Genomic DNA, 25,340 nt, shown 5'->3' with positions numbered 1-25,340 from the left:
TTCACAAATATTAAGTTAGCAACTATCAATCATTTCGCAAATTCCATTCTAAATTTATTTTTGAAATTAATCAGATAAAATAGTCCCCAAGACTTCCTCTGGAACCACAACCTCTTGATTCAACAGTGCAGATGCAAATGTTTTACCCTGAGCATCAATCATTAATGATTTGGTTCCTCCACCGTCCAGAGCTTCATCCAATAAAAAATTCAATGCCAATAAATTGTCAATTTCGAATCTTGTGACTTTTCCTTTTGATAAGCCGAAAAACATATCTGTAATTCTTTCTGAAGTTAATTCCGTTTTTAAGAATTCATATACCGCTTTAGATCGAGCCAGTACACCGATATTTACGGTATCTCCTTTATCGCCGGAACGGGCCAGACAAATTTCCCGAAATGGAACAGCACACATTTTTACACCTTTCTTTTTTTTCACATTCTCCTGATAAGAATTCGATGATTGTGTTGCTGCTATTTCCTGTTCATTTCCTAAAACAGAAGGTATTTCTGATGTTTCTTTAATTTCTCCATCTTCATTTAAAACATATACTGTTGATGAGATACAAGTTTTTGGAATTAAAGTAGGCCAATACGTAATTACCTGCTGCATTCTTGCCCTGCCACCTGTTACGGCAACTCCCGGAGGTCCGCTTAAAATCAGCGGAGCAATACTCATAGAAAAGTCTTTGATTTTTGATACATCAGTATCATAAACAGATAAGCGCAGCAATATTTCATTGGGATCGATATCCTCAGCCAAATGCTGATGACAGGCATTGTATCCCACAAATTCAGTGTTTTTCTTTAGATAAGTATGCTTTAATCGCTCCCAAAATATTTTTTCAAACTCTTGTGCTTTAATTAAAACTTTTCCTCCGCTGATAACAATCGAGCTGGTTGCTTTGTATCCATCTTCAAACGCCATTGAAACTTTTAAATACGGCGTAGATGGATGACCTTTTGCATTCTTCACCAACACTCTATTTTCACCTTGCTTTTCCAGCACTAACTGACTAAAATCGGCTACAACATCGGGACTGATATATTGGGCCGGATTGCCCATTTCGTATACCAATTGCTCGCGAATTGTGTCAATACTGATTAAACCGCCTGTGTTCTCATGCTTATAGACGGTAAACTCACCATTTTTATTCATTTCAACAATCGGATATCCCATGTTATCCCAGCGTTTTACTTTTTGCCAATCAGTAAAATTTCCTCCCGTTGATTGCGCTCCACATTCGATAATATGACCAGCCACCAAACCTGCCGCCAATTGGTCCCAATCATCCAGTTTCCAGCCCAATTCATAGATCATTGGCGCCATGGTTACCGAAGTATCGGTTACGCGGCCTGCCAATATTAAATCAGCTCCGCTTTCCAAAGCTTTTAATAAAGGTGGCACACCCAAATAAATATTCGCACTTTGTATGTTTTCGAAGATATCCTTAAACTCATCTCCGGTATCCATGTTCTTAAAATTAGCTTTGGAAGGATAAAACTCATCTATCCGTTCAATGATATTATCACCTTCAACTACTGCTATTTTAATTGAAATCCCTTTCTTTTTGAGTTCCGTGAGAATTTTACGGGCACAACCTATCGGATTAATGCCTCCGGCATTTGTAATCATTCTTACACCTTTCTCTTTCATCAAATCAGCCACATCTACAATCTGATCCACAAAATCAGTAACATAGCCTAAAGATTCGTTTTTTAACTGTTGTTTACGAAGAATACTCATCGTTACTTCTGCTAAAAAATCAGAAGATATGTAATCCACATCTCCACCTTCCAACTGTCTTCTTAGTACTCCAAGGTCATCGCCCCAGAAACCACCGGCATTTGCAATTCTGATTTTATCCTTCATATTTTTTTGATTTGGCGTTAAATTCAAAATAATATATGCTTAATTTTCAGGTCAATATATAACCTGATCTGTTAAATCCATCATTAACTTCATCAATTCTGTTCTATTCTTAACCTGATCTCCTTCAGAAACCAATAAGTTCTCAACTTTCCCGTGAAACGGAGCCAAAATACTGTTCTCCATTTTCATTGCTTCCACAATAATCAAGACATCACCTTTAGCCACCTTCTGTCCCTCATTAACTTCAATTTTCACAACTCTGCCCGGCATCGGCGATAAAATACTTCCATCACCTTCTTTCTGATCAGAACCCCCAACATCTGCTATATTGGATTGAATCTCCGACCATCTCATCATTTCACGAACAATCCCCTGACAACTCACAAAGCTCTTTCCTTCTGTATTTTTCGATTGATAAAACAGATATCTGACACCATTAAACTCCAGCATCAACTGACTATCACCAGAAGTAACATTTTCAAATACATAAGGCACACCACTAATTTTTATTTCATATGGATCTTTACTGATTATTTCAATATCAAGTACTTCTTTATCTACAATTCTAAGTTTTATTCCCTGCTGTCTCCAATAGCCAATTTCTTCCCAAATTGAATTGACCTTCTTCCTTTTCAATTCAAACAAAACGAAACTGATTTGGAAAAGAGCAGCAGGTATTTCAAGTTTATCTTCCTGCATTTTTCGCATCAACTCATCATTATGATTCTGACAAAAATGTGTTGAGATTTTATTTTGCTTAAAATGATCAGTATTCAACAATGTATGCAAATACATGATGTTGTTCTTAATTCCATGTATCTCGTAATTGTGCAAGGCATGATGCAAACCTTCAATGGCCAGATCTCTGTTTTCGTCCCATACAACCAATTTCGCAATCATCGGATCGTAATCAGGATGAATTGTGCATGCCCCCACTATAGCAGAATCCAGACGCAACCGTCCATCAAACAATTTAGGTGTTTTGTAAAAACTAATTTCACCTGGTGATGGTATAAATTCATTTTCAGGATCTTCCGCATAAATTCTGGCTTCAATAGCATGACCTTTCATGTGAATATCTTCCTGTCTCAACTTTAGCTTTCGACCCGAAGCTATCGACAACTGTTTTTCCACCAAATCAATTCCTGTAATCATTTCCGTAACGGGATGTTCCACCTGAATTCTGGTGTTCATTTCCAAGAAGTAGTAATTCAAATCCTCATCAACCAAAAATTCAACTGTTCCTGCATTGGTGTAGTTCATTTCCTGAGCTAAAAAAACAGCCATATTGCCCATTTCCTTCCTCAATTCATGCGTTAAAGTTGGCGAAGGAGCTTCTTCAATCACTTTCTGAAATCTTCTCTGAATAGAGCATTCCCGCTCAAATAAATGTACCACATTTCCATGCTGATCAGCTAAAATCTGAACTTCTATATGTCGCGGATTTTGTATGTATCTTTCGATTAAAACGGTGCCATCGCCAAAATAGCTTGTGGATTCACGCGATGTCGACTCCAAAGCAGCCTGCAAGTCTTCTTTTTTATAGACGATCCGCATTCCCTTGCCACCGCCACCTGCAGCAGCTTTAATCAAAAGTGGAAACTGCATTTTTCCCGCTTCCTCTATCAATTTCACGGAGTCTCCAACAACACCTTCCAAAACCGGAACACCAATGGATTTGGCAAATTCCCGTGCATTCACCTTATTTCCCATTAACAGGATAGCATCAGCATCAGGGCCAACAAAATCAATTCCATTATCGACACATAATTGTGAGAAAACAGCATTCTCAGCTAAAAATCCATATCCCGGATGAATAGCATCCGCTTTTGCTTTTCGTGCAATTTCAACGATCTGATTTAAATTCAGATATGTTTCCTGTAAATTATTTCCCTTTAAAGGATATGCCTCGTCGGCCTGCAAAACATGCTCTGCCTGCCGATCGAGTTCAGTATATAGCGCAATAGTATGAATGCCTAATTCTCTTGCTGTTCGCATGATTCTTAAGGCAATTTCGCCACGATTCGCTATTAATAGTCTTTTGTAGTACATTCAAATTCACTTAGTAATTGACAATGAATAATTATTAATTACACATTATTAATTTTTAATTATCAAGAGTCCAATTGGGTTTCCGTTTCTCCAAAAATGAACTCATACCTTCCTGTCCTTCATCTGATTGACGCAATTCTGCAATCATTTTAGCTGTATTCTCCATCGCCTGTTCATGACTCCAAACGTTCTCAACATCATAAAGCAATTGTTTGCAGGTAGAAACAGCTATAGGTCCACTCGATTTTAGCTTGGATATCAGATCCTCTAACTTTTCTTTTAGCTTCTTTTCACCAAACGACCAATTGGCCAAACCCGCTTTCTGAGCTTCTTTTCCGTTGAATCTCATGCCTGTTAGCATCAACTCCTTCGATTTGTATTCTCCAACCCGTTTCATCACGTAAGGTGATATACAAGCGGGAACAATGCCAATTTTCACTTCGCTTAATGAGAAAACAGTATTCTTATGTGCCAGAACAAAGTCGCAGGCAGCCAATAAGCCATTTGCACCACCAATAGCAGCACCATGAACCATAGCAATCGTTGGAAACTTACAGGAATAAACAGTATTGAAGCACATTGACAGCTTATAACTCTCTAAATAGTTTTCCTGATAAGAATAATTAGCAACGCCTTTCATCCATTTCAGATCAGCTCCAGCGCAAAATGATTTTCCTTTTCCTTTCAGGATCACAACACGAATAGTATCGTAATTCATCTTCTCAATTTCTTCGAAACAATCAATAATTTCGCCTATCATCACCTCATTAAAGGCATTGTGTATCTCGGGACGATTCAACGTGATCGTTCCTATTTTGTTTTCTATATTAAATTCTATGGTTTTAAATTCTTTCATTGTTTTTTTATTTACCCCTAAATCCCCTAAAGGGGACTTAAAAAATTCAATTACATTCTAAACACCCCAAAATCAGGCTCACCAAACTCTTTATTAACTGAAGCTGCTATTCCCATTGCCAAGACTTTTCTTGTATCAGCCGGATCTATAATCCCATCGTCCCACAAACGCGATGTACTGTAATAGGCTGAACCTTCCTCTTCATATTTTGCTAAAATGCTGTTTTTCAATTGGTTTTGTTCTTCCTGTGGGAATTCCTTCCCTCTTTTCTTCAATTGTTGTTGCTTGACTTGAAGCAAAACACCAGCCGCCTGTTCACCACCCATTACTGAAATTTTGGCATTGGGCCACATAAACAACAATCTAGGTTCATAAGCTCGTCCTGCCATGGCATAGTTTCCAGCTCCAAACGAACCACCAACAATTACCGTGAATTTAGGCACCTGAGCATTTGCAACAGCATGAACCATTTTGGCTCCATCGCGGGCAATCCCTTTGTGCTCATATTCTTTTCCCACCATAAAACCAGTAATATTCTGCAGAAAGATCAATGGAATCTTACGAAAACAGCACAATTCAATAAAATGTGCCGCTTTAAGCGATGTTTCAGAGAAAATAATGCCATTATTGGCTATAATACCAACCGGAAAGCCCATAATCTTTGCAAATCCAGTCACGATTGTTGGAGCATAACGCTCTTTAAACTCCTGAAAAGAACTTCCATCCACAATTCTGGCTATCAGCTCTCGGGCATCAATGGCCTTTTTCAGATCAATTGGAGCCAATCCGTACAATTCTTCAGCAGGATATGCAGGATCTTTCACTTCTTCTCTTTCCAAAGCATTTTTTCTCACTTTCGGCATCGACTCAAATATGTTTCTGCATATTTGAACTGCATGTCGGTCATCTTCAGCCAAATGATCTGCTACTCCGGAAATTGAAGTATGCATTTCAGCTCCACCCAATTCCTCTGCAGTAACATCTTCACCAGTTGCTGCCTTCACCAATGGAGGCCCGCCAATAAAAATGGTTCCTTGTCCTCTTACAATAATAGTTTCATCACTCATGGCCGGCACGTAGGCACCACCTGCGGTACACGATCCCATTACAATGGAGATTTGAGGAATTCCTTTTGCCGACATTTTCGATTGATTAAAGAAAAACCGTCCAAAATCATACTTATCAGGAAACACTTTCGATTGTTCAGGAAGAAAAACACCTCCCGAATCAACCATATAGATACATGGCAAATGATTCTCCAGAGCAATCTCCTGTGCACGAATGTGCTTCTTAATGGTTTCCTTGATGTAAGTTCCACCTTTTACTGTTGCATCATTAGCAACAATCACACACTCTCTGCCTTGAATTACACCAATACCAGTCACAATACCAGCCGAAGGAAATTGATTATCGTATTGATCGCAGGCAGCCATTGCTGAGAGTTCCAAAAATGGAGTGTTTTTATCCAATAAAAGCTCAATTCGATCTCTTACTAAAAGCTTTCCGCGCTTCAAATGACGCTCTTTGGCTTTTTCATCAACACCATGCAATATGGATGTTAACCGATGGCGGTATTCTTCCATCAATTTCCCGTAGGACTTCATATTCGCCAGGAAATCCGATGAGTTTACGTTAATTTTTGATTCTATTTGATTCAAAGCTATTTTGTTTTTTATTTCTGTTTAATCAGATCTTTTATTCTTATTTATTTTAGAGATTTTTGTTCTTAGATTTGAGATATGAGACCTACTTAACTTCTTTTAAAATCTCATTTCCAATATCTAATGATCTCATTCCGGACATACGATAGTATGTCCCTACATTACATATTTCGTCTGTATTGACCGCCAACCTCGTACAATGCATTGGTTATTTGACCAAGCGTACAAAATTTGCATACTTCCATCAGGGAGGCAAATACATTTTCATTCTTCAAGGCAGTCTCTTTCAACTCCTGCAATGCCCTTAAAGCCTTTTCCTTCTGATTCCTCTGCACCAGCTCTTTAAATTTCACCTGATTAACTTTTTCTTGCTCATCGGAACGAATTACCTCCTTGGGTTGAACCGTTGGAGAACCTTTCGAGCTTAAAAATGTATTCACACCAACAATTGGCAACTCTCCACTGTGTTTCAGACTCTCATAAAGCAGAGATTCTGATTGTATTTTGCTCCTTTGATACATGGTTTCCATAGCTCCCAATACACCGCCGCGATCCGTTAACCGATCAAATTCTACCAGTACAGCTTCTTCCACCAAATCGGTTAATTCTTCGATGATGAATGATCCCTGCAAAGGATTCTGATTTTTGGCCAAACCAAGTTCTCTATTAATGATTATTTGTATCGCCATTGCCCTCCTTACCGACTCCTCTGTTGGTGTCGTGATAGCCTCATCGTAAGCATTCGTATGAAGCGAATTACAATTATCATAAATTCCGGTTAAAGCCTGCAATGTAGTTCGGATATCGTTGAATTCAATTTCTTGTGCGTGCAGCGATCTGCCCGAAGTTTGGATGTGATATTTCAATTTTTGTGAGCGACTATTAGCCTTGTAAAGATATTTCATGGCCTTCGCCCATATTATTCTCGCTACCCTACCAATTACGGTATATTCCGGATCCATGCCGTTCGAGAAAAAGAAGGAAAGATTCGGTGCAAAATCATCAACTTTCATACCTCTTGAAATGTAATATTCAACCAAGGTAAATCCGTTTGATAATGTAAAAGCCAATTGAGTAATTGGGTTAGCTCCGGCCTCCGCAATATGATATCCTGAAATAGAAACCGAATAGAAATTCCTAACCTCATTTTCGATGAAGTATTGCTGAATATCTCCCATCATTTTCAGAGCAAAATCAATAGAAAATATACAGGTATTCTGCGCCTGATCCTCTTTTAGCATATCTGCCTGAACCGTTCCCCGAATCTTACAAATGGTTTCTTCCTTAATTTTCTGATAAACCTCAGCAGGCAATACCTGATCTCCGGTTGTTCCTAATAACAACAGTCCCAGTCCGTTATTTTCTTTTGGCAAATCGCCTACATAGCATACTCTGTCTTTCCCAGCGAAGATTGCTTCAAGTTTTACTTTAACCTCTTCTTCCAGTCCATTTGCCCGAATGTACTTCTCACACTCCTGATCGACAGCTACATTCATGTAATAGGCTACCAACATAGGTGCCGGCCCATTAATCGTCATGGATACCGAAGTTTTCGGATCGCACAAATCGAAACCACTGTATAGTTTCTTGGCATCATCCAACGAAGCGACAGAAACACCTGCATTACCAACTTTTCCGTAAATATCCGGCCGGTAATCGGGATCAGCTCCATACAAGGTAACTGAATCGAATGCAGTTGATAATCGAACCGCAGGTTGCCCTGCAGCCAAATAATGAAATCGCTTATTCGTTCTTTCAGGCGATCCTTCTCCTGCAAACATTCTTGTTGGGTCTTCCCCTTCCCGTTTGAACGGGAAAACACCTGCTGCGTAAGGAAATTCGCCGGGAACATTTTCTTTTAGATTCCATTTTACGATATCACCCCAACTTCTGTAGCCTGGTAATACAATCTTAGGAATCCTGCTCTGTGAAAGGGTTTCAAAGTGCGTTTCCACGGATAATTCTTTACCACGAACCTTATATTTGAATATATCCTCTTTGTATCTCTTTTTCTTTTCTTCCCATGAATCTATAATATTCTGATGCTTAAAATCTTTCGAAAGATCAGTTACTTTATCAAAAAATAATCTCTTAACAGATTCTCCTTCAATAATTTTAACAGACTTATCTAAAGCATACAATTGATCTGCAATTTCAGATTGCTCTTCAGCCTTTCTATTGTATCTTCTTACCGTTTCTGAGATCTCTGAAAGGTATCTTACCCTGGCTGGCGGTACAATTTCAATTTTTTGGCTCGCCTCGAGGAGCGGTTTTCCATTCTGAGCAAAACCCGATGCATTACCTGCAATTAAAAACTCAATTAAGGCATGATAGAGCTCGTTTACGCCATGATCGTTAAATTGAGAGGCCACTGTTCCATAAACCGGCATATCGTCCGGATTTTGATCCCACAGAAGGTTGTTTCGCTGATATTGCTTTTTCACATCGCGCAAAGCATCCTGTGCACCTTGCTTGTCGAACTTGTTGATGGCAATTAAATCAGCAAAATCGAGCATATCGATCTTCTCCAACTGCGTTGCTGCTCCAAAATCAGGTGTCATTACATACACTTTCACATCGCTGTGATCTACAATTTCAGTATCCGATTGTCCAATTCCTGAACTTTCAAGGAAAATGCAATCAAATCCTGCCGATTTCATTAGAATCAAAGAATCATCAACATGTTTCGACAATGCCAGGTTTGCACGGCGTGTAGCCAAAGATCTCAAATAGATGTTTGGATGATGAATGGAATTCATGCGGATTCGATCACCGAGTAATGCGCCTCCACTCTTTTTCCTCGAAGGATCTACGGAAAGGATTGCCAGTTTCAATTCAGGATAATCAATATGAATCCTTCGAATCAATTCATCCGTTAAGGAAGACTTTCCTGCACCGCCGGTTCCTGTAATTCCAACTACCGGCGTATGATTCATTTTGACACTGTTCTTCAATTTAAGATACAAATCCGAATCCTGAAGGAGATCGTGTTCTGCCAATGTGATCAGTCTGGCTAACAAATTGACATTCTCACTGGTAATTTCTGATGCTTTTGGCAATTCAAACTCATTCAATGAATAATCCGATTTCTCCAAAACCTCATTAATCATGCCTTGCAAACCCAAATTACGACCATCATCAGGAGAATACAAACCAGCAATTCCGTAGGCTTCCAGCTCTTTAATTTCAGATGGAAGAATTACGCCGCCGCCACCTCCAAAAATTTGAATGTGTCCGGCATCTTTTTGCAGCAGTAAATCATACATGTACTTAAAGAATTCCATATGTCCACCTTGGTAAGAGCTTATGGCAATGGCTTGTACATCTTCCTGAACAGCACAATCAACAATCTCTTCGGCAGAGCGGTTATGTCCCAAATGAATTACTTCAGCACCCGTAGCCTGAATAATTCGACGCATGATATTAATGGAAGCATCATGTCCATCAAAAAGCGAAGTTGCTGTTACAATCCGAACTGTATTTTTAAGCTTGTATGTCGTATTTGCTGTCATGCTTTAGTTTAAAGTCTATAAATTCAAGGCTTTCTCAATAATTTCTGCGATATCTATATTTTGCAATTCCGCTTCTTTGTTTTTTAATTTTATTCCATCAGTCAACATCGTCATGCAAAAAGGACAAGCTGAAGCAACTTTATCTACTTTTCGTTCGATAATTTCTTCGGTACGCTCAATATTGACTTCCTTATTTCCTTTTTCGGCTTCTTTAAACATTTGAGCACCGCCGGCACCACAGCACAGACCGTAGCTTCTCGCCCGTTTCATCTCTTTCACCTCTCCAAAAACTGCTTTCACAACGTTCCTGGGAGCATCATAAATTCCATTTCCTCTTCCTAAATAACATGGATCGTGATAAGTGATACTTTCACCTTTAAACGGATTGTTCTCCAGTTTCAGTTTCCCGGCTCGAATCATCTCATCCAGAAACACCGTGTAATTAATCACCTCGTAGTTTCCTCCCAAATCAGAATATTCATTTTTCAGGGTATTGTAGCAATGCGGACAGGTACAGATGATCTTCTTCACCTCGTATCCGTTAAGAACCCCGATATTTTGCATGGCCTGCATCTGAAAAAGCATTTCGTTCCCGGCACGCTTTGCGGCATCACCAGTACAGCTTTCTTCCTTGCCTAAAACAGCATAACTTACACCAAGATGATTCAATATTTTGGCAAATGCCCGAGCAACTTTCTGATATCTGTCATCGAAAGCTCCGGCGCAACCAACCCAATACAAATATTCAGGCTTTTCACCTTTTGCTGTTACATCCGCCATTACGGGCACATCTATTTTTGTTTCTATTGTCATTTCAAAACAGTAATTAAAGTACAACTTATCCTAAAATACCTCAACAAACTACCTTACAATTAATTAAGGTGACTATTCAGCCCATTTCATTCTATCTTCAGGAGAGAATTGCCAGGGGGCACCATTGTTTTCAATGTTTGCAAACATGACATTTAAGCCCGTTGGCGCTGCAGATTCCTCCATCACCAAATACCTTCGCATATCCATGATTAAATTAGGGTGACTAATGTCTATAGGGCATTCCTGAGCACAGGCATTGCAGGTTGTGCAAGCCCAAATCTCTTCTTCGGAAATATAATCGCGCAAGAGTGATTTGTTATCTTCCTTGCCCGCAATTACCAAGGGTCCTTTCTCATTCATCCGCTTTCGCAGATCAACAAATATTTTTCGTGGCGACAAAAGTTTACCGGTAATATTGGCCGGACAAACATCCGTACAACGGCCACACTGTGTGCAGGACAAGGAATCCATGTAATTCTTCCAGCTCACATCTTCAATGTCTTTAACTCCAAAACGGGCAACTTCTGCATTTTCGTCATAGGCAGCTTCCGGATCAAGCATTAGCTTCACTTCACGGGTTATGCTTTCCAAGTTTGGATATTTTGTAATTGGTTCCAAATTCGCCAGAAACACATTCGGAACGGATAGAAAAACATGAAAATGTTTCGAGTACGGCAAATAATTAGCAAATGTGAATATCAATAATAAGTGCACCCACCAGCCCGGCTCTTGAAGCCAGCTAAAATCCCATCCAAACAAATTAACCAAAGCGGCAGAAACAGGATAAACCCCTTCGTAAGCATTTGGGTGACTACTAATGTATCCCATATTGAAACAAATCAGGGAAACCATTAAAAATCCAATAAAAAATAAAGACAATTGAGCATCCCAATTGGCTTTGGGAGTCATTTCCACTCCAGAAAAGCGTTTCACCTTTAAGAACATTCTGCGAATGCTGAAAAGCTTGATAAAAATGAGAATCAACAAGGCAAATACATCTCCGGAAGCTATCACCACATCATAAAACCATCCTGTAAAGGCAAAAGCCCTGTCCAATCCGCTAACGCCATCTACAACCATCTCGATACTGCCGAGAGTGATCACAAGAAAGCCCCAAAACACCAATGCGTGCATCAAACCGATGACAGGCTTCCGAAATATTTTGGTTTGCCCGAATGCCACATTCAGAGTATGGGAAATTCGTGCCCCAATATTTTTAATTGGATAAGCAGGCTTTGTCAGCTTAAAAAATCCCCACAAACGCTTTACAGAATAGGCAAAAACGCCAAATGTGATTAATAATGTGATGATGAAGAGGATTTGTTTTATCATGGTTCAGCAATTAATGTGATTAGTAACAAACTCTTGGCCCCCTTTCACAGGCTTATATTATTTTGAATTTCGGATTGCTTCTGTCAATTTTGGCAATACTTCCATAACATCACCAACAATCCCATAATCAGCAACACCGAAAATAGGTGCTTCAGGATCTGTATTAACTGCTACGATACATTTACTCCTGCTGACACCGGCAACGTGCTGTATCGCGCCGGAAATACCCGCTGCGAAGTATAAATTCGGTGCTATAACTTTCCCTGTTTGTCCAACATGCTCCTCATGTCCGCGCCATCCTTCATCCGAAACCGGACGCGAACAAGCTGTTGCTGCTCCCAACGCGTCTGCAAGCTCTTCCACAACACCCCAATTATCAGGACTTCTCATTCCTCTACCTGCCGAAACAACAATATCTGCATCAGCAAGGTTAACTTTATTTGTCTGCTTTTCTTCCTCCAGAACCTGAATTTTAAAAAGGGCAGCATCCAAATTCGGCGAAAATTCTTCAATTGAAACATCAACCTGATTTTCTGTAAAACCAAAACAATTTTTAGCAATGGTTATCACTTTTACAGGTGAATCAATTTGAACATGTTCGAAGGCTTTTCCTGAAAAAGCACCTTTTTTAACTACAAAGGGATTCATCGATATCGGAAGTTCCAAAACGGCAGATACCATTCCAGCTTTCATTTTAACTGAAATTCTTGGAGCTATGGCTTTGCCACTCTCATTATCGCTCATAACAATTGTGTCGGCGCCTTCTATTTCTGCTAATTCAGAAATTACCTGAGCATAAACACGGCTTGTTAACGTATTCATTTGTGGATCATTCACGGAAATAATTCTCTCTGCACCATATTTCCCCAAACTTTTCAATTCTTCCTCCTTTACCTCGCCGATAGAAACAACAATAAGCTGTGTATTTAATTGGCTGGCTAAATTTCTAGTATAGGATACCAATTCATAGGTGGAATTCTTAAACTTCCCGTTCCAATTTTTGGCAAATGCAATTACTGACATAGGCTTTTCTTTTAGATATGAGATAATAGATTTTAGATATGAGACTTAACACTAAAAAAACAAGGCTTTCCGACTCATTAATTTCTCATCTACCATCCATCATACTTGATTAAACATGGTAATCTTATCACTTATAACACCTTAGCTTCGTTTTTCAAAAGCTCAACCAGTTGCTCTACATGCCCGGCATCAATCATCTTACAAGCTCCTTTGGCTTTTGGCAATTCAAATTTCACTGATTTAGTCAGCATTTCCATCTCTTTTGCGGGCATTACCTCCAAAGGTTTCTTACGTGCCATCATTATTCCGCGCATAGCAGGAATCCTTGGTTCCTTTGCAATTCCTTTCTGAACCACAGCAACTAACGGTACTCCGGCCTTTATTTTTTGCTTTCCTCCTGGAATTGCCCGATAAAGAATAACATCATCACCCTCAATATTTACGCTGGTAACAGACGAAACTCCCGAATAATTCATGAACTCTGCAATCATTGCACCTACTGATGAACCATTGTAATCGCTTGATTCTATTCCACTAAAAACAATATCGAATGGATTCTCCTTTAGATATGCTGCAATTTGTCCGGCCACATAGTATGCATCTGCTGCACAGGCATCAATACGAAACGCCTTATCAGCACCAATAGCAAGAGCTTTTCTTAAGGTTGCATCAGTTTGAGCACCGCCGACATTAATAACAGAAACCTCATCAACCGAATTGCCGGCATCTTCTTTCAATTCCAAAGCACGGGTCAAGGCCAGCTCATCCCATGGATTAATGATCCACTGAACACCTGAATCATCAAACAGAGTATTATCTTCCTTGAACTTCACTTTAGTTGTGGTATCAGGAACATTACTTGTACAGACCAATATCTTCATATGTATTAAATTTTAGTATCTGGTACCGGGATTATATCACAAAGATTAATTACGGCCACAACAGTTATTATTAATCATCCACTTAATCTATTTCTTCAAAAAACACACATTAAACAACTCTATAAAAACCACTTACATCAAAATAAATACAGAATTCCAAATATTCTGTCAATCCATTAATCCTCTTGAAATTACAATCTTTTGAATCTCCGAAGTGCCTTCATAAATCTGAGTTAATTTTGCATCACGCATTAAGCGTTCCACATGATATTCCTTTACATATCCGTATCCTCCGTGAATCTGAACTGCCTCAGTGGTTACCTTCATTGCAGTTTCGGCAGCATATAGTTTGGCCATGGCACTTGCCTGTCCGTACGGTTTGCCCTGATCTTTTAACCATGCTGCTTTTAAACAGAAAAAGCGCGCAGCCTCAATCTCAACGGCCATATCAGCCAATTTAAATGCGATTGCCTGATGATGTATTATCTCTTTCCCGAAAGCTTTTCTTTCCTGTGCATATTTTAACGCCAATTCGTATGCTCCTGAAGCAATCCCCAAAGCCTGCGAGGCAATTCCTATTCTACCACCTTCGAGCGACTGCATGGCCAGTTTAAATCCAAAGCCTTCTTCACCCAAACGATTTTCCTTTGGGACTTTTACATTATTGAACATTACCGAACAGGTATCTGATGCCCGCATTCCCATTTTATTTTCATGTGGTCCAACAGTAATCCCCTCTGATTTAGAGTCGATAAGCAAAGCATTAATTCCTTTGTGTTTTAACTCGGGATGGGTTTGAGCCATTACAATGTAAGTAGAAGCTGATTTACCGTTTGTAATCCAATTTTTAGTGCCATTTATCAGATAATGGTCTCCCATATCAACAGCAGTAGTTCTTTGTGAAGTTGCATCAGAGCCTGCTTCAGGTTCCGATAACAGGAAGGCTCCTATTTTCTCACCACGGGCCATCGGTTTTAAAAATTTCTGCTTTTGGGCTTCAGTACCATATTTTTCAACCCCCCAACAAACCAATGAATTATTTACCGACATGATTACTGATACCGAGGAATCGACCTTTGAAATTTCTTCCATTGCCAAAACATAGGATATGGTATCCATTCCACCACCATCATATTCCAATCCAACAAGCATTCCCAGAAAACCTAAATCCGCCAAACGTTTCACCTGCTCGGTTGGATACTCTGATTTCTCATCTCGTTCTATTACTCCGGGCAACAGCTCACGTTGTGCAAAATCCCGTGCTGCATCCCGTATCATTAACTGCTCTTCAGTAAATTCAAAATTCATAGTTTTAATTTTTAGGTGTGATATTAAAAGCTATTAGTGATAGCAATTAGTTTTTAGCTGATTTACATGATGTAACAATTTAATTATTCAGTAATACATCCATTTATTCCCCCCGTTTGTAAACAACAGCAACTAAAGACTTGTCATCTCCGCCCATGTTTACAGACATTGCATATGGTTTTTCCTTGGTGATTTCAATTTGTGCCTCTCCGGCATTCCCTGTCAATTGCTCCCAAATGGTTACAGCCTGATGAACTCCGGTAGCACCGGTTGGATGCCCCCAACCAATTAAACCGCCCGTTGTGTTTACAGGTATTTTTCCACATCTGGAGGTGTGACCTGCCAAAACAAATTCAGGGCCTTTTCCTTCTTCGGCTAAACCAATAGCCTCAATAGCCATTATTCCGGCAATAGAGAAACAATCATGAACTTCCACAGTTCCTAACTGATCAACAGTAATTCCAGCCATTCGCATTGCTTTTTCTACGGCCACCTTCATGGTCGTTAAGCTGGTCATTACCTCTGGTTTTTGAGTAATATCTGCTGCAACATGAGCGAAACCAACAATTTCAACCGCATCTTTTGCATCTAATCCAATTCTTTTTAATCCTTCGTCTGACACTATTGCGATCGCCGAAGCTCCGTCGGAAACTTTAGAACAATCAAAAACATTTAAATGATCCACAAATCCTCTTGGATTTACAGGTGTGTTTGCAATCCCTTCCAAATCCTTATTTGTATTATGAAATTCTTGTGCTGTTTTGCACAAACGAGCATTTTCAATAGCATTGCAATACCATTTCGCCATAGCTTTGCGGGTAATTTCCCTGCCAAATTTTTCATAGTAAGCACCCGCCCGGTCACTAAATACACCCGGAAAAAAGTACGCATGTCCCTCTTTACGCGTTTTTTGCCATCCGGCACCAGCCAGAACATCCGCTCCATACATGGCTTTCATGCTATTCTGAACTTCAAAACCAAGAGCAAGCACCACATCAGCCGTTTCTGCAAGAATCGATTTCATTCCTGTGGTCAGCGCTAAACCGCCTGATGCACAAGCACCTTCCACACTAACGGATGGCTTGTACTTCAATCCAGCATCAATCATTGGCAAAAAAGCGGGCAAATTGGCCTGCTTGTTAAAGCGGGAAGCCATAAAATTTCCAATTACTCCTTCATCAACATTTTTAGCACCACCAATCATTTTTAAAGTTGCCTGACCGGCTTCCTGAATGTAGTGTTCCAGACCAGGACGAGGCTTCTTGGGATAAAATTCATTTCTGCCGGTTCCCATCGAAATGGTATTGTAACCGGCCAGCATGTATATTTTTTTGCGTAAAACGTTCATTCTTTTAGATATGAGATAATAGATGTGAGCTATGAGAAAATTTTCAGAACATCAAACAATCATCTAGTATCGGTTACAAATAAAATTTCGGCGATCCAGTAAATCAAACATTTATAATCCAGTTTAAAAATAATCGTTAATAGGTCCGTAAGCATGGAAGAAACCTGTTTCCAAAACGGTGTTTACATCGGCCTTTGATTCCGCAACTTTTGTATCAATAAGCATCTGACCAATTGCTTTGGAGTTTTTACCGTAGGCAATCGCCAAATTAGCGCCAACACTATCTATTTGATGCAGTTCAGTAAAAAACTTCTTTAAATGATCGGCTTTCTTTACATCACGAACAACAGATTTCCAATAGATTTTAAGGGTTGGCAATTCTCCCAGTAAGGCAGCACAATCCATTTCAATATCCTCAGTTGGAATGTACTTCGCATTTTCCAAATCATAAACTTCTGTAATTCTACCTTTCTGATATTTGAAAATACCGTTCTTTTGAGAACCATCAGCGAACTGACCACCTTTCACTTCGTTATCAAACAATTGATTCAAGGTTGCATGTGATAATTTTTCATTCGGAAATGAAGGCTGCATACTCTCCAAAATAAATCGGGTAACATCAATTCCCACATAATCCAGCAATTGAAAAATTCCCATTGGCCGAATCAACAAATCCCTGCTTATGGTGTCAATTAGGAAAAAAGCCTTTGCCCATCCTTCTGTTTTTGCTAATTCTTCAGCCAGATTGAGCGCATACAAAGCATCACGCATAAAGTGACCGTTTCCTATAAAACCGGCAACATCTCTTGACTGTACAACAATTTTGCGCATCGATTTGGCCAAGTTCAGCGAAAAAGCCACTAAATCATCATTCGTATGATCCTTTTTAATGATCTCCAACAATTTTTGAATTACCGGAGGATTGTAAAAATGATAACCAATGATATCTCCATTTAAACCAGCTTCCTTTTCGATTTCACCAATTGGAATGGATGAAGTATTGGTTAAAAACCAAGCATCAGGATTATTTTTTTTGATTTGAGAAAACAATTTTATTTTTAGAGCTTTATCCTCTTTTATGGCTTCAAATATCAATTGTGAGCCATAAGCCGTTTCTATACGGGTTGATGTTTGTATCATCTCCATCACATCATATACAAACTGACTGATAATTTCATCATTATCAATTAAATCCTCACGATCCTCGTACCAGGTTCGTAATTCTACTATGTTTTTTTCCGCGTGCTTTACCAATTGCGATTTTACGTAACCCAACAAGCTGTTTAAAGCAGATTGTGATACATCAACAGCGTTTAAAACAAAGTCTTTATCTTCTTTTTTGCCAATTTTCAATTTGGCCATTTCAAAAGATAATAAGACAAGAATACCGCTTCCCATTTTTCCGGCGGCACCTAAAACACTAACATTTTCCATTTTTCGGATCAAATCCATATTACTTATTGTTTAAATATTGATTTTACTATTATTTAATATGATACATGTTTCCCATTTGAGTTGAATCAAAAACCCATCTTCACTTTCTGCTTATTGCTTCGAAAACAATAAATCTCCCTGCAATTTTTGATTATTACCAGTTTGGTTTGCGCTTCTCTAAAAAAGCGCTAATGCCTTCTTCCCTTTCGTTCTGATCCTCCTTAAAAAGACGTCCAAATTCTTTGGATTCCATTTTGCCGGCATCTTTGCCCGGCAATTCCAAACCTTTGCGAACCATTACTTTTATTAACTTTACGGCATTAGGACCTTTAGAAGCTATTTTCTCAGCCAATTCCAAACTTACTTCCAGAAGTGTTTCCGGCGGCGCCAATTTCTGAACGATTCCTAATTGATAGGCTTCGCCGGCTGTTATGCCTTCTCCAAGCATCATTAAATACATAGCATTCCCGGCTCCAGCCAAACGAGGCAATCTTTGCGTACCATTAAATCCGGGTATCAGACCCAAATTCACTTCAGGCAAACCCAACCTGGCTTTTTCACTGGCTACTCGTATATCACATGAAAGTGCCAATTCCAACCCTCCGCCAAGGGCAAAACCATTAATTGCAGCAATAACTGGTATCTCCAGATTAGCAATCTGATCAAAAACCTGTTTTCCTATTTCAGAAAAATCGTAGGCTGCCTGCGGAGAATATTCCTGCATGGCTTTAATATCAGCACCGGCAACAAAGGCTTTGCCCTCTCCCGTAATTACTAATACTCTAATGCTTTGGATGATTTCTTTGCTGCTTAAAAAACAGGTCAGCTCTTTAAAAACACCCTCATTTAAGGCGTTCAAGGCTTCAGGACGGTTAAGAGTCAAAATTCCTATTTTGTCTCTCTTTTCAAATTTTAAATAATTAAAGTGCATGTGTATATAATTCAATTATAGTTGCCACATGGAACTTATCATGCTTTGAATTTTTAATTTTAAAACAAAATTCACAATTATTCAAAGATGAAGGTTTCATAGGTGTGTTATGAGACGTTTTTTCATCTACATATCTAAATATAATAAAAACTCTTAACATTCAAAAGGTAAGATTTCTGACTGACACGCCTTTAGCTCACACCCCCAACATTTACAAGGCTTTAAGAAAATAAAAAAAGTCAAAAAAAGACCCTTTATTCTTTTTATTCACTTTAGCAAAATAAAAAAGCCTGATCCGTTAAACGAATCAGGCTCTGTATCATGAAATTATATCTTAAACGGCGATTTTCTTATGCCATATTGTGGTAAACATTCTGAACATCGTCGTTGTCTTCCAATTTTTCCAGCAGTTTTTCAACATCTGCAACTTGTTCCTCAGTTAATTCTTTTGTATCCATTGGAATTCTTTCGAAACCTGATGAAATTACTTCAATTTCGTTCTCTTCCAGATAAGCTTGTATTTTTCCAAAATCAGGGAAGTTGCCGTAAAGCATGATTCCTTCCTCCTCTGCAAATACTTCCTCTACTCCTATGTCGATTAATTCGAACTCCAATTCTTCAATATCCTGACCTTTGTTTTCAATCTGAAAATGACATTTGTGTTCAAACATGAATTCAACACTACCGGCAGTACCTAAACTACCTTTGCATTTTGAAAAATAAGAGCGAACATCTGCTACCGTTCTGGTATGGTTGTCGGTTGCAGTCTCAACTAAAACAGCAATACCATGCGGAGCATATCCTTCGTAGATAATTTCCTTATAGTCCTTCTGATCTTTAGATGTTGCTTTTTTAATTGCTCTTTCAACATTATCCTTAGGCATGTTTACTGCCTTTGCATTTTGAATAACTGCACGCAAACGAGAATTCGTTGCCGGATCAGGGCCACCTTCTTTTATTGCCATCACGATATCTTTTCCAATTCGTGTAAAGGCTTTGGCCATCTTATCCCAACGCTTAAACTTTCGCGCTTTCCTAAATTCAAATGCTCTTCCCATAATTTATGTATATAATATTTTGCGCAAAAATAGCACATGTTATCCAATCTGTAAAACGAAAGTACATTTTTTTTAAAGGAGTAAATTATAAATGTTGTGTTTCAATGATTTATTTACAGCACAAAATGCATTTCATTTTTTTGTTTTCGATTCCTCTGCGCAACTATAAAGCATGAAAAAGCTCATTGTTTGAATGAGCTTGAATTCGTATTTTTAGCGATACTAAATCAAACAAATAACAACCCTAATCAAATGAAAAAGATTATCATTCTGTTTTCTGCAGCATTACTGCTGTCCTCCTGCGGAAATCAAGTAAAAATGGATAAAAAGGCTGATGTCTCTGCTATTTCGGCCAAAACCATAGCTCAGGTAATTGATGAGCTTGGAAATTCGAATTCAGGCACAAACAAATCCCTTATGGAAAAAGGCGTAAAACATGCCGCCAACCTGTGGCGCGGCAGTGATGGCTCAGAAGAAGATTTTAAAACCTTCTGTAAAGAAAACTATATCTCCGATCAGGCGGAAAGAGAACTTGTTTTTCAAAAGATTTCAAGAAACATCGAGGTTATCACCGGTAATTTCAACAAAATTACTCTTGAGTTACTGGAACCGGTGCACTTGAACACCTTCGAACAACATGCTATCGACAATGCATTTGGTGCTTACAGCGTAGATTCGCACTGGATGAATGATTTTTACCAAAACAAGATTGCTTTTATTATTGCCTTGAATTTTCCTCCGTTCAGTTTGGAAGAAAAAGAAGCAAATGCTAAAGAATGGACTCGTCAGCAATGGGCTTATGCCCGTTTGGGTGATTATTTTACTGCCCGGGTTCCTGCAGAACTTTTACAGGAAGTTGGTAAAGCTGCTGCCGAATCGGATGTTTACATTATGGATTACAACATTTATGTGGGTCATTTAACTGATGCCGAAGGAAATCGTTTCTTCCCTGAAGACAAAGTTCTTTTGTCGCACTGGAACCTGCGCGATGAGCTTAAAGCCAACTATGCCAACAAAAAAGATGGTTTAGAAAAGCAGAAGATGATTTATCAGGTGATGCAGCGCATTATTTCTCAGGAAATCCCTGAAAAGGTGATTAATAACGGGAATTTGGAATGGGATCCGTATTCCAATCTGGTTTATCAGAATGGAAAAACAATTGAAGCAACACCTGAACCAAATGAAAGATATCAGCAAATTCTGAATAATTTCCATGCCAATAAGGCAATCGATCCTTACTATCCGGATCAGAACACCTTCATCAAAAGACAATATGATGGTGCCAAAGAAATATCTGCGGAAGCAACTGAAAAAATCTTTACGGATTTTATGCGCTCCGAGGAAACCAAAAAAGTTGGTGAACTAATTAAACAACGATTAGGTCGTGATTTGGAACCTTTCGACATTTGGTACGATGGTTTTAAAGCCCGCAGCGGAATGGATGAGTCGAAGCTGGATGCCCAGACCCGTAAATTGTACCCTGACGCGGCTGCTTTGGAAGCTGATTTACCAAATTTATTGGTAAAACTGGGTTACGATAAGGAAAGAGCACAATGGTTGGGAGCTCATATTGCTGTTGATCCGGCAAGAGGCTCGGGACACGCCTGGGGCGGTGCTGCCAAAGGACAAAAGGCTCACCTGCGTACCCGAATTGGTGAAAAGGGCATGGATTACAAAGGCTACAACATTGCGGTTCATGAGTTTGGGCACAATGTGGAGCAAACCATATCGCTTTATGATGTGGATAACTTTGTGATGAATGGAGTTCCGAACACCGCATTTACAGAAGCTTTAGCTTTCATTTTCCAAAAAAGAGACCTGTTATTGCTGGGAATTCATAACGATTCACCTCAGGAAGATGCGTTAAAAAAGCTTGATTTATTCTGGAGTGCCTACGAAATAATGGGTGTTTCGGTATTGGATATCCGCATGTGGAAATGGCTGTATGCAAATCCGGAAGCCAATTCGGCACAATTGCGCGATGCTGCCATGCGAATTGCAAAAGAAGTTTGGAATGAGTTCTACGCTCCTGTTTACGGCGTAAAAGATCAGACTATTTTGGCCGTATACTCACACATGCTGAACAGTCCGTTGTATTTATCGAACTATGCATTTGGAAATATAATCGAGTTTCAATTGGAACAGCACTTAAAGGGAAAAAGCTTCCCAACGGAAATAGACCGAATCTTTAAACAAGGACGTTTGACTCCTAACCAATGGATGGTGGAAGCTACTGGTAACGATTTATCTGCACAACCTTTATTGAAAGCAGCTAAAGAGGCTTTGGAAGAATTGAAGTAATAAACAATTAAAATAGATGATTGAGACTGTTCCGCAAGGAATGGTCTCTTTTATTTTTAGGCCTAAAAAAACGTGTTTACTCCTTAATCACAACTGTATAATCATAAATATTGCATAAATTCAATGCTTAGTTGCAATGAATACATATCAAAAACCTGCACACTTCAAGCAAAAAGGGAAAGTCCATTAAAAAACACGGAAAAATGAAAAAATATTTCAAACTCACACTAATCATTTTAATCATATTAATCATATTAGCAATTGAACCTCTGTTAGATTCAATTTTAAATATTTCTGAACTGGAAGACTCCTTGCTAATTGATCAAAAAAACAATCTGTTAATAATCGCTTTTGCATGGCTCATAATTGAGGTAATCAAAAGAATTAAAACAATGTTTTTAAAAAGGTTTGATATCTCTAAGGAGGACAATCTTAAATCCAGAAAATTACATACGCAATTCAATATTCTGGAAAAGGTACTCGTATTTATTATAGTACTTTCGGCCATAGGATTGATATTGCTTTCCTTTGAGAATATCAGGAAAATTGGAATTGGTATTTTTGCCTCGGCAGGATTGGCAGGTGTTATAATAGGTATTTCGGCACAGAAAGTTGTTGGCACACTATTAGCCGGAATTCAGATTGCAATTACGCAGCCATTCAGAATTGACGATGCTGTTCTTGTTGAAAATGAGTGGGGATGGATTGAAGAAATCAATCTAACCTACGTAGTAGTCAGACTGTGGGATCAGAGGCGTTTGGTATTGCCATCAACGTATTTTTTAGAGAAACCATTTCAAAATTGGACCCGAAACAATGCAGATATTATTGGTTCCGTTTTTTTGTATACGGACTATACAATTCCATTTGATGCTTTAAGAAAGGAACTAACAAACCTGTTAACTAAAAGTAATTTGTGGGATAAAAAGGTAAATGTACTGCAGGTAACCGATTCGAAGGAAAATACCCTGGAGATAAGAATACTTGTAAGTGCCAGAAATTCGCCAACAGCATGGGATTTAAGAGTTTATATCCGTGAAAAAATGATCGAATTCATCCAAAACAATTACCCGGACAGCTTGCCTAAAACAAGAATAACTATTACTGATAAAAACAGCACAGAAACAGAAGGTCACGATTAAAGCAGTTGACCGTAAAATAAGACTTTTACATGTAATGATCTGGCAGCTATAAATGATACAGACTGTCCCGCAAGGGATGGTCTTTTTTGCTTTTACTTGATTGGAATTCGTTCTGATATGAAATTAGATTCTGGTAAAAGTACAGATCAACTTACTATTCTCTGTGCAACTCCGTACCCTCTGTGGTAGAAAAATCTGATAAATAGTACATAGAAGAGATTAAAATAGAATTGAGCACGGGGCACACGGGGAAAAACAACAAAATGGCTTTCGTTTTTGAATAAATAATCCTGTTGCTCAAAGCCCTCTGATAGCAAATCGTAATAGCCACTGGATGAAAAACATTTCACTAAAAGTTCCTTATTACTTTTTTTGTTAAATTAGACGCTTAAACAAAATTAAACCAACAAATGAAAAAACTATTACTTGGAATCCTGCTACTGTTCAGTGTTTCTGCATTTGCAAAAGAGTTTACTGAGGTAATCGAAGCTCCTGATAAAACTGCTGACCAACTCTATTCTTCTGCCCGAGGATGGTTTGCTGAAACTTTTAAATCTGCTGATGATGTTTTACAGATGGATGATCCCGTTTCTGGTAAACTTATAGGAAAAGGATTTAGCAAGGTTCCTATAAAAGCAGCAGGAATGATAGTTGAAATAAAAATGCAATACACAATTAAGATCTTTGTGAAAGATGGTAGGTTTAAATATGACATATCAAATATTAGAGTTGGCGAATTGGCAACATCAACACTAGAGGAATATGAATTAGCTTGTTCCCCAGAAGGGGCTAAAAAAGCTTTGATAGATGCAGGAATGAAAAACCCAGGAAAAAAAATAATTGAAAAAACAGCTAACAATAATAAAATGAACTACCCCAAATTTGAAGAAGCTATAAAAAATATCGTAGCTGATTTAAAAATAGCAATGAAAGGAGCTGAAGATGATTGGTGATATATTGAAATATCAGATTGGTAAAAAAGGAAAATAACTAAACTACGAAAGACGAATTTTTAGATAAATTATCCCACCCCCTAAATAAATCAACAGAAATGGAACCAGTATTCTTCTTTATTATTTTTGCAATAATCGTTACAGTTTTACTATCAGCAGTTTTTTTCAGTAAAAAAGCCATTATTAAACGAAAGCTAAAAAAATCGGAGCTTCGGAAAATTGCAGATTTTAAAGATGGTGAGCTGGCGAGAATTGTTGGAACAGTTGAATTTGTTGATGCTCCCCTTCTCTCTCCTCTTTCGAACCGTCAATGTTCTTATTACTATGTGCATATCGAGCAAAAAGTGGCATCAGGCAATAGTTCAAAATGGAAAACGATTATTGAGGAGGAAATATCAAACAAATTTTTAATTCGGGAAGAAACCAGCTATGCATTTATAAATGACGATCGAATTAAATCTTACATTGTTCAGGACGAAAGTTATTCTACCGGATTTTTTACCGACGCACCACAGAATCTTGAAAATTACCTGAATAGTAAAGGAGTTAAAAGTGAGAGCTCTTGGGGCTTTAATAAAACACTTCGGTACAAGGAAGGAATTCTTGAACAGGGAGAAAAAGTTGCTGTGTTTGGAAAGGGAGAATGGAAAGATGCGACAAGTGTGAACCTGCCTGAAAAGTACGGACGGATTCTTACAATTACATCAAGCACTAAGGATGCCGTTTACTTAAGCGATGATCCTGATACTACAGTAAAAAATGCCGCAAAAATCAGTTCTTCGGAAAAACCCAATACAAACACCAGAAGAGGCCGTTATAGAAAATAAGCTGCGGAGTTCTCTATTGAATGTGGCTAAGAAGAA

The 25,340-nt window shown here is 38.6% G+C and carries 18 protein-coding genes; 4 read left to right on the top strand and 14 right to left on the bottom strand.

Annotated elements, in window-relative coordinates:
• Positions 1-66: 66 nt before the first annotated feature.
• From GQR60_RS03340 to GQR60_RS03275, 14 genes are all read right to left on the bottom strand, one after another.
• Positions 67-1,872 carry an acyclic terpene utilization AtuA family protein gene (locus GQR60_RS03340; RefSeq protein ID WP_124991570.1) on the bottom strand — a complete coding sequence of 602 codons (1,806 nt, stop codon included), beginning with the start codon at positions 1,870-1,872 and terminating at the stop codon, positions 67-69.
• 51 nt (positions 1,873-1,923) lie between these two features.
• A complete protein-coding gene (locus tag GQR60_RS03335) occupies positions 1,924-3,924 on the bottom strand; it encodes an acetyl/propionyl/methylcrotonyl-CoA carboxylase subunit alpha (protein ID WP_124991569.1) in 2,001 nt (666 codons plus the stop codon).
• Between the two features lie 55 nt (positions 3,925-3,979).
• On the bottom strand, positions 3,980-4,780 hold the full coding sequence (locus GQR60_RS03330) for an enoyl-CoA hydratase-related protein (RefSeq protein ID WP_124991568.1): 801 nt from the start codon (positions 4,778-4,780) through the stop codon (positions 3,980-3,982).
• 50 nt (positions 4,781-4,830) lie between these two features.
• Positions 4,831-6,438 carry a carboxyl transferase domain-containing protein gene (locus tag GQR60_RS03325; protein ID WP_225441319.1) on the bottom strand — a complete coding sequence of 536 codons (1,608 nt, stop codon included), beginning with the start codon at positions 6,436-6,438 and terminating at the stop codon, positions 4,831-4,833.
• A 164-nt stretch (positions 6,439-6,602) separates the two neighbouring features.
• Positions 6,603-9,953, bottom strand: a complete 3,351-nt coding sequence (locus GQR60_RS03320; protein ID WP_124991567.1) for a methylmalonyl-CoA mutase family protein — start codon at positions 9,951-9,953, stop codon at positions 6,603-6,605.
• Positions 9,954-9,968: 15 nt separating this feature from the next.
• Positions 9,969-10,766, bottom strand: a complete 798-nt coding sequence (locus tag GQR60_RS03315; RefSeq protein ID WP_191991586.1) for a (Fe-S)-binding protein — start codon at positions 10,764-10,766, stop codon at positions 9,969-9,971.
• Positions 10,767-10,838: 72 nt separating this feature from the next.
• Complete coding sequence (locus GQR60_RS03310) at positions 10,839-12,098, bottom strand: 4Fe-4S dicluster domain-containing protein (protein WP_124991566.1); 1,260 nt, start codon at positions 12,096-12,098, stop codon at positions 10,839-10,841.
• A gap of 57 nt (positions 12,099-12,155) precedes the next feature.
• Entirely contained in the window at positions 12,156-13,121 is a 966-nt protein-coding gene (locus tag GQR60_RS03305) for an electron transfer flavoprotein subunit alpha/FixB family protein (RefSeq protein WP_124991565.1), read from the bottom strand.
• A 131-nt stretch (positions 13,122-13,252) separates the two neighbouring features.
• Positions 13,253-14,002 carry an electron transfer flavoprotein subunit beta/FixA family protein gene (locus GQR60_RS03300; protein ID WP_124991564.1) on the bottom strand — a complete coding sequence of 250 codons (750 nt, stop codon included), beginning with the start codon at positions 14,000-14,002 and terminating at the stop codon, positions 13,253-13,255.
• Between the two features lie 168 nt (positions 14,003-14,170).
• Positions 14,171-15,310 carry an acyl-CoA dehydrogenase gene (locus GQR60_RS03295; protein ID WP_124991563.1) on the bottom strand — a complete coding sequence of 380 codons (1,140 nt, stop codon included), beginning with the start codon at positions 15,308-15,310 and terminating at the stop codon, positions 14,171-14,173.
• A gap of 103 nt (positions 15,311-15,413) precedes the next feature.
• Entirely contained in the window at positions 15,414-16,658 is a 1,245-nt protein-coding gene (locus tag GQR60_RS03290; protein WP_124991562.1) for a thiolase C-terminal domain-containing protein, read from the bottom strand.
• A gap of 123 nt (positions 16,659-16,781) precedes the next feature.
• Positions 16,782-18,110 (bottom strand): 3-hydroxyacyl-CoA dehydrogenase family protein, encoded by a 1,329-nt coding sequence (locus GQR60_RS03285; protein ID WP_124991561.1) that lies wholly within the window; start codon positions 18,108-18,110, stop codon positions 16,782-16,784.
• Between the two features lie 136 nt (positions 18,111-18,246).
• A complete protein-coding gene (locus tag GQR60_RS03280; protein ID WP_124991560.1) occupies positions 18,247-19,023 on the bottom strand; it encodes an enoyl-CoA hydratase/isomerase family protein in 777 nt (258 codons plus the stop codon).
• A gap of 350 nt (positions 19,024-19,373) precedes the next feature.
• The gene (locus tag GQR60_RS03275; RefSeq protein WP_101311547.1) at positions 19,374-20,081 is read right to left on the bottom strand and encodes a YebC/PmpR family DNA-binding transcriptional regulator; all 708 of its coding nucleotides are present in this window, start codon (positions 20,079-20,081) and stop codon (positions 19,374-19,376) included.
• Positions 20,082-20,333: 252 nt separating this feature from the next.
• Here GQR60_RS03275 and GQR60_RS03270 point away from each other — a divergent pair, with 252 nt between their 5' ends.
• From GQR60_RS03270 to GQR60_RS03255, 4 genes are all read left to right on the top strand, one after another.
• Positions 20,334-22,382, top strand: coding sequence for a hypothetical protein (locus tag GQR60_RS03270; RefSeq protein ID WP_124991559.1), 2,049 nt, complete (start codon positions 20,334-20,336; stop codon positions 22,380-22,382).
• 203 nt (positions 22,383-22,585) lie between these two features.
• Complete coding sequence (locus GQR60_RS03265; RefSeq protein WP_124991558.1) at positions 22,586-23,524, top strand: mechanosensitive ion channel family protein; 939 nt, start codon at positions 22,586-22,588, stop codon at positions 23,522-23,524.
• A 410-nt stretch (positions 23,525-23,934) separates the two neighbouring features.
• On the top strand, positions 23,935-24,477 hold the full coding sequence (locus GQR60_RS03260) for a DUF4468 domain-containing protein (protein ID WP_124991557.1): 543 nt from the start codon (positions 23,935-23,937) through the stop codon (positions 24,475-24,477).
• Positions 24,478-24,575: 98 nt separating this feature from the next.
• On the top strand, positions 24,576-25,304 hold the full coding sequence (locus GQR60_RS03255; protein ID WP_191991585.1) for a hypothetical protein: 729 nt from the start codon (positions 24,576-24,578) through the stop codon (positions 25,302-25,304).
• The last annotated feature ends 36 nt before the right edge of the window (positions 25,305-25,340 follow it).

Source organism: Labilibaculum euxinicum (assembly GCF_009795715.1).
Classification (GTDB): Bacteria; Bacteroidota; Bacteroidia; order Bacteroidales; family Marinifilaceae; genus Labilibaculum; species Labilibaculum euxinus.
The sequence above is the reverse complement of the archived record's forward strand: the minus strand, read 5'-3'. Positions and strand labels throughout refer to the sequence as shown.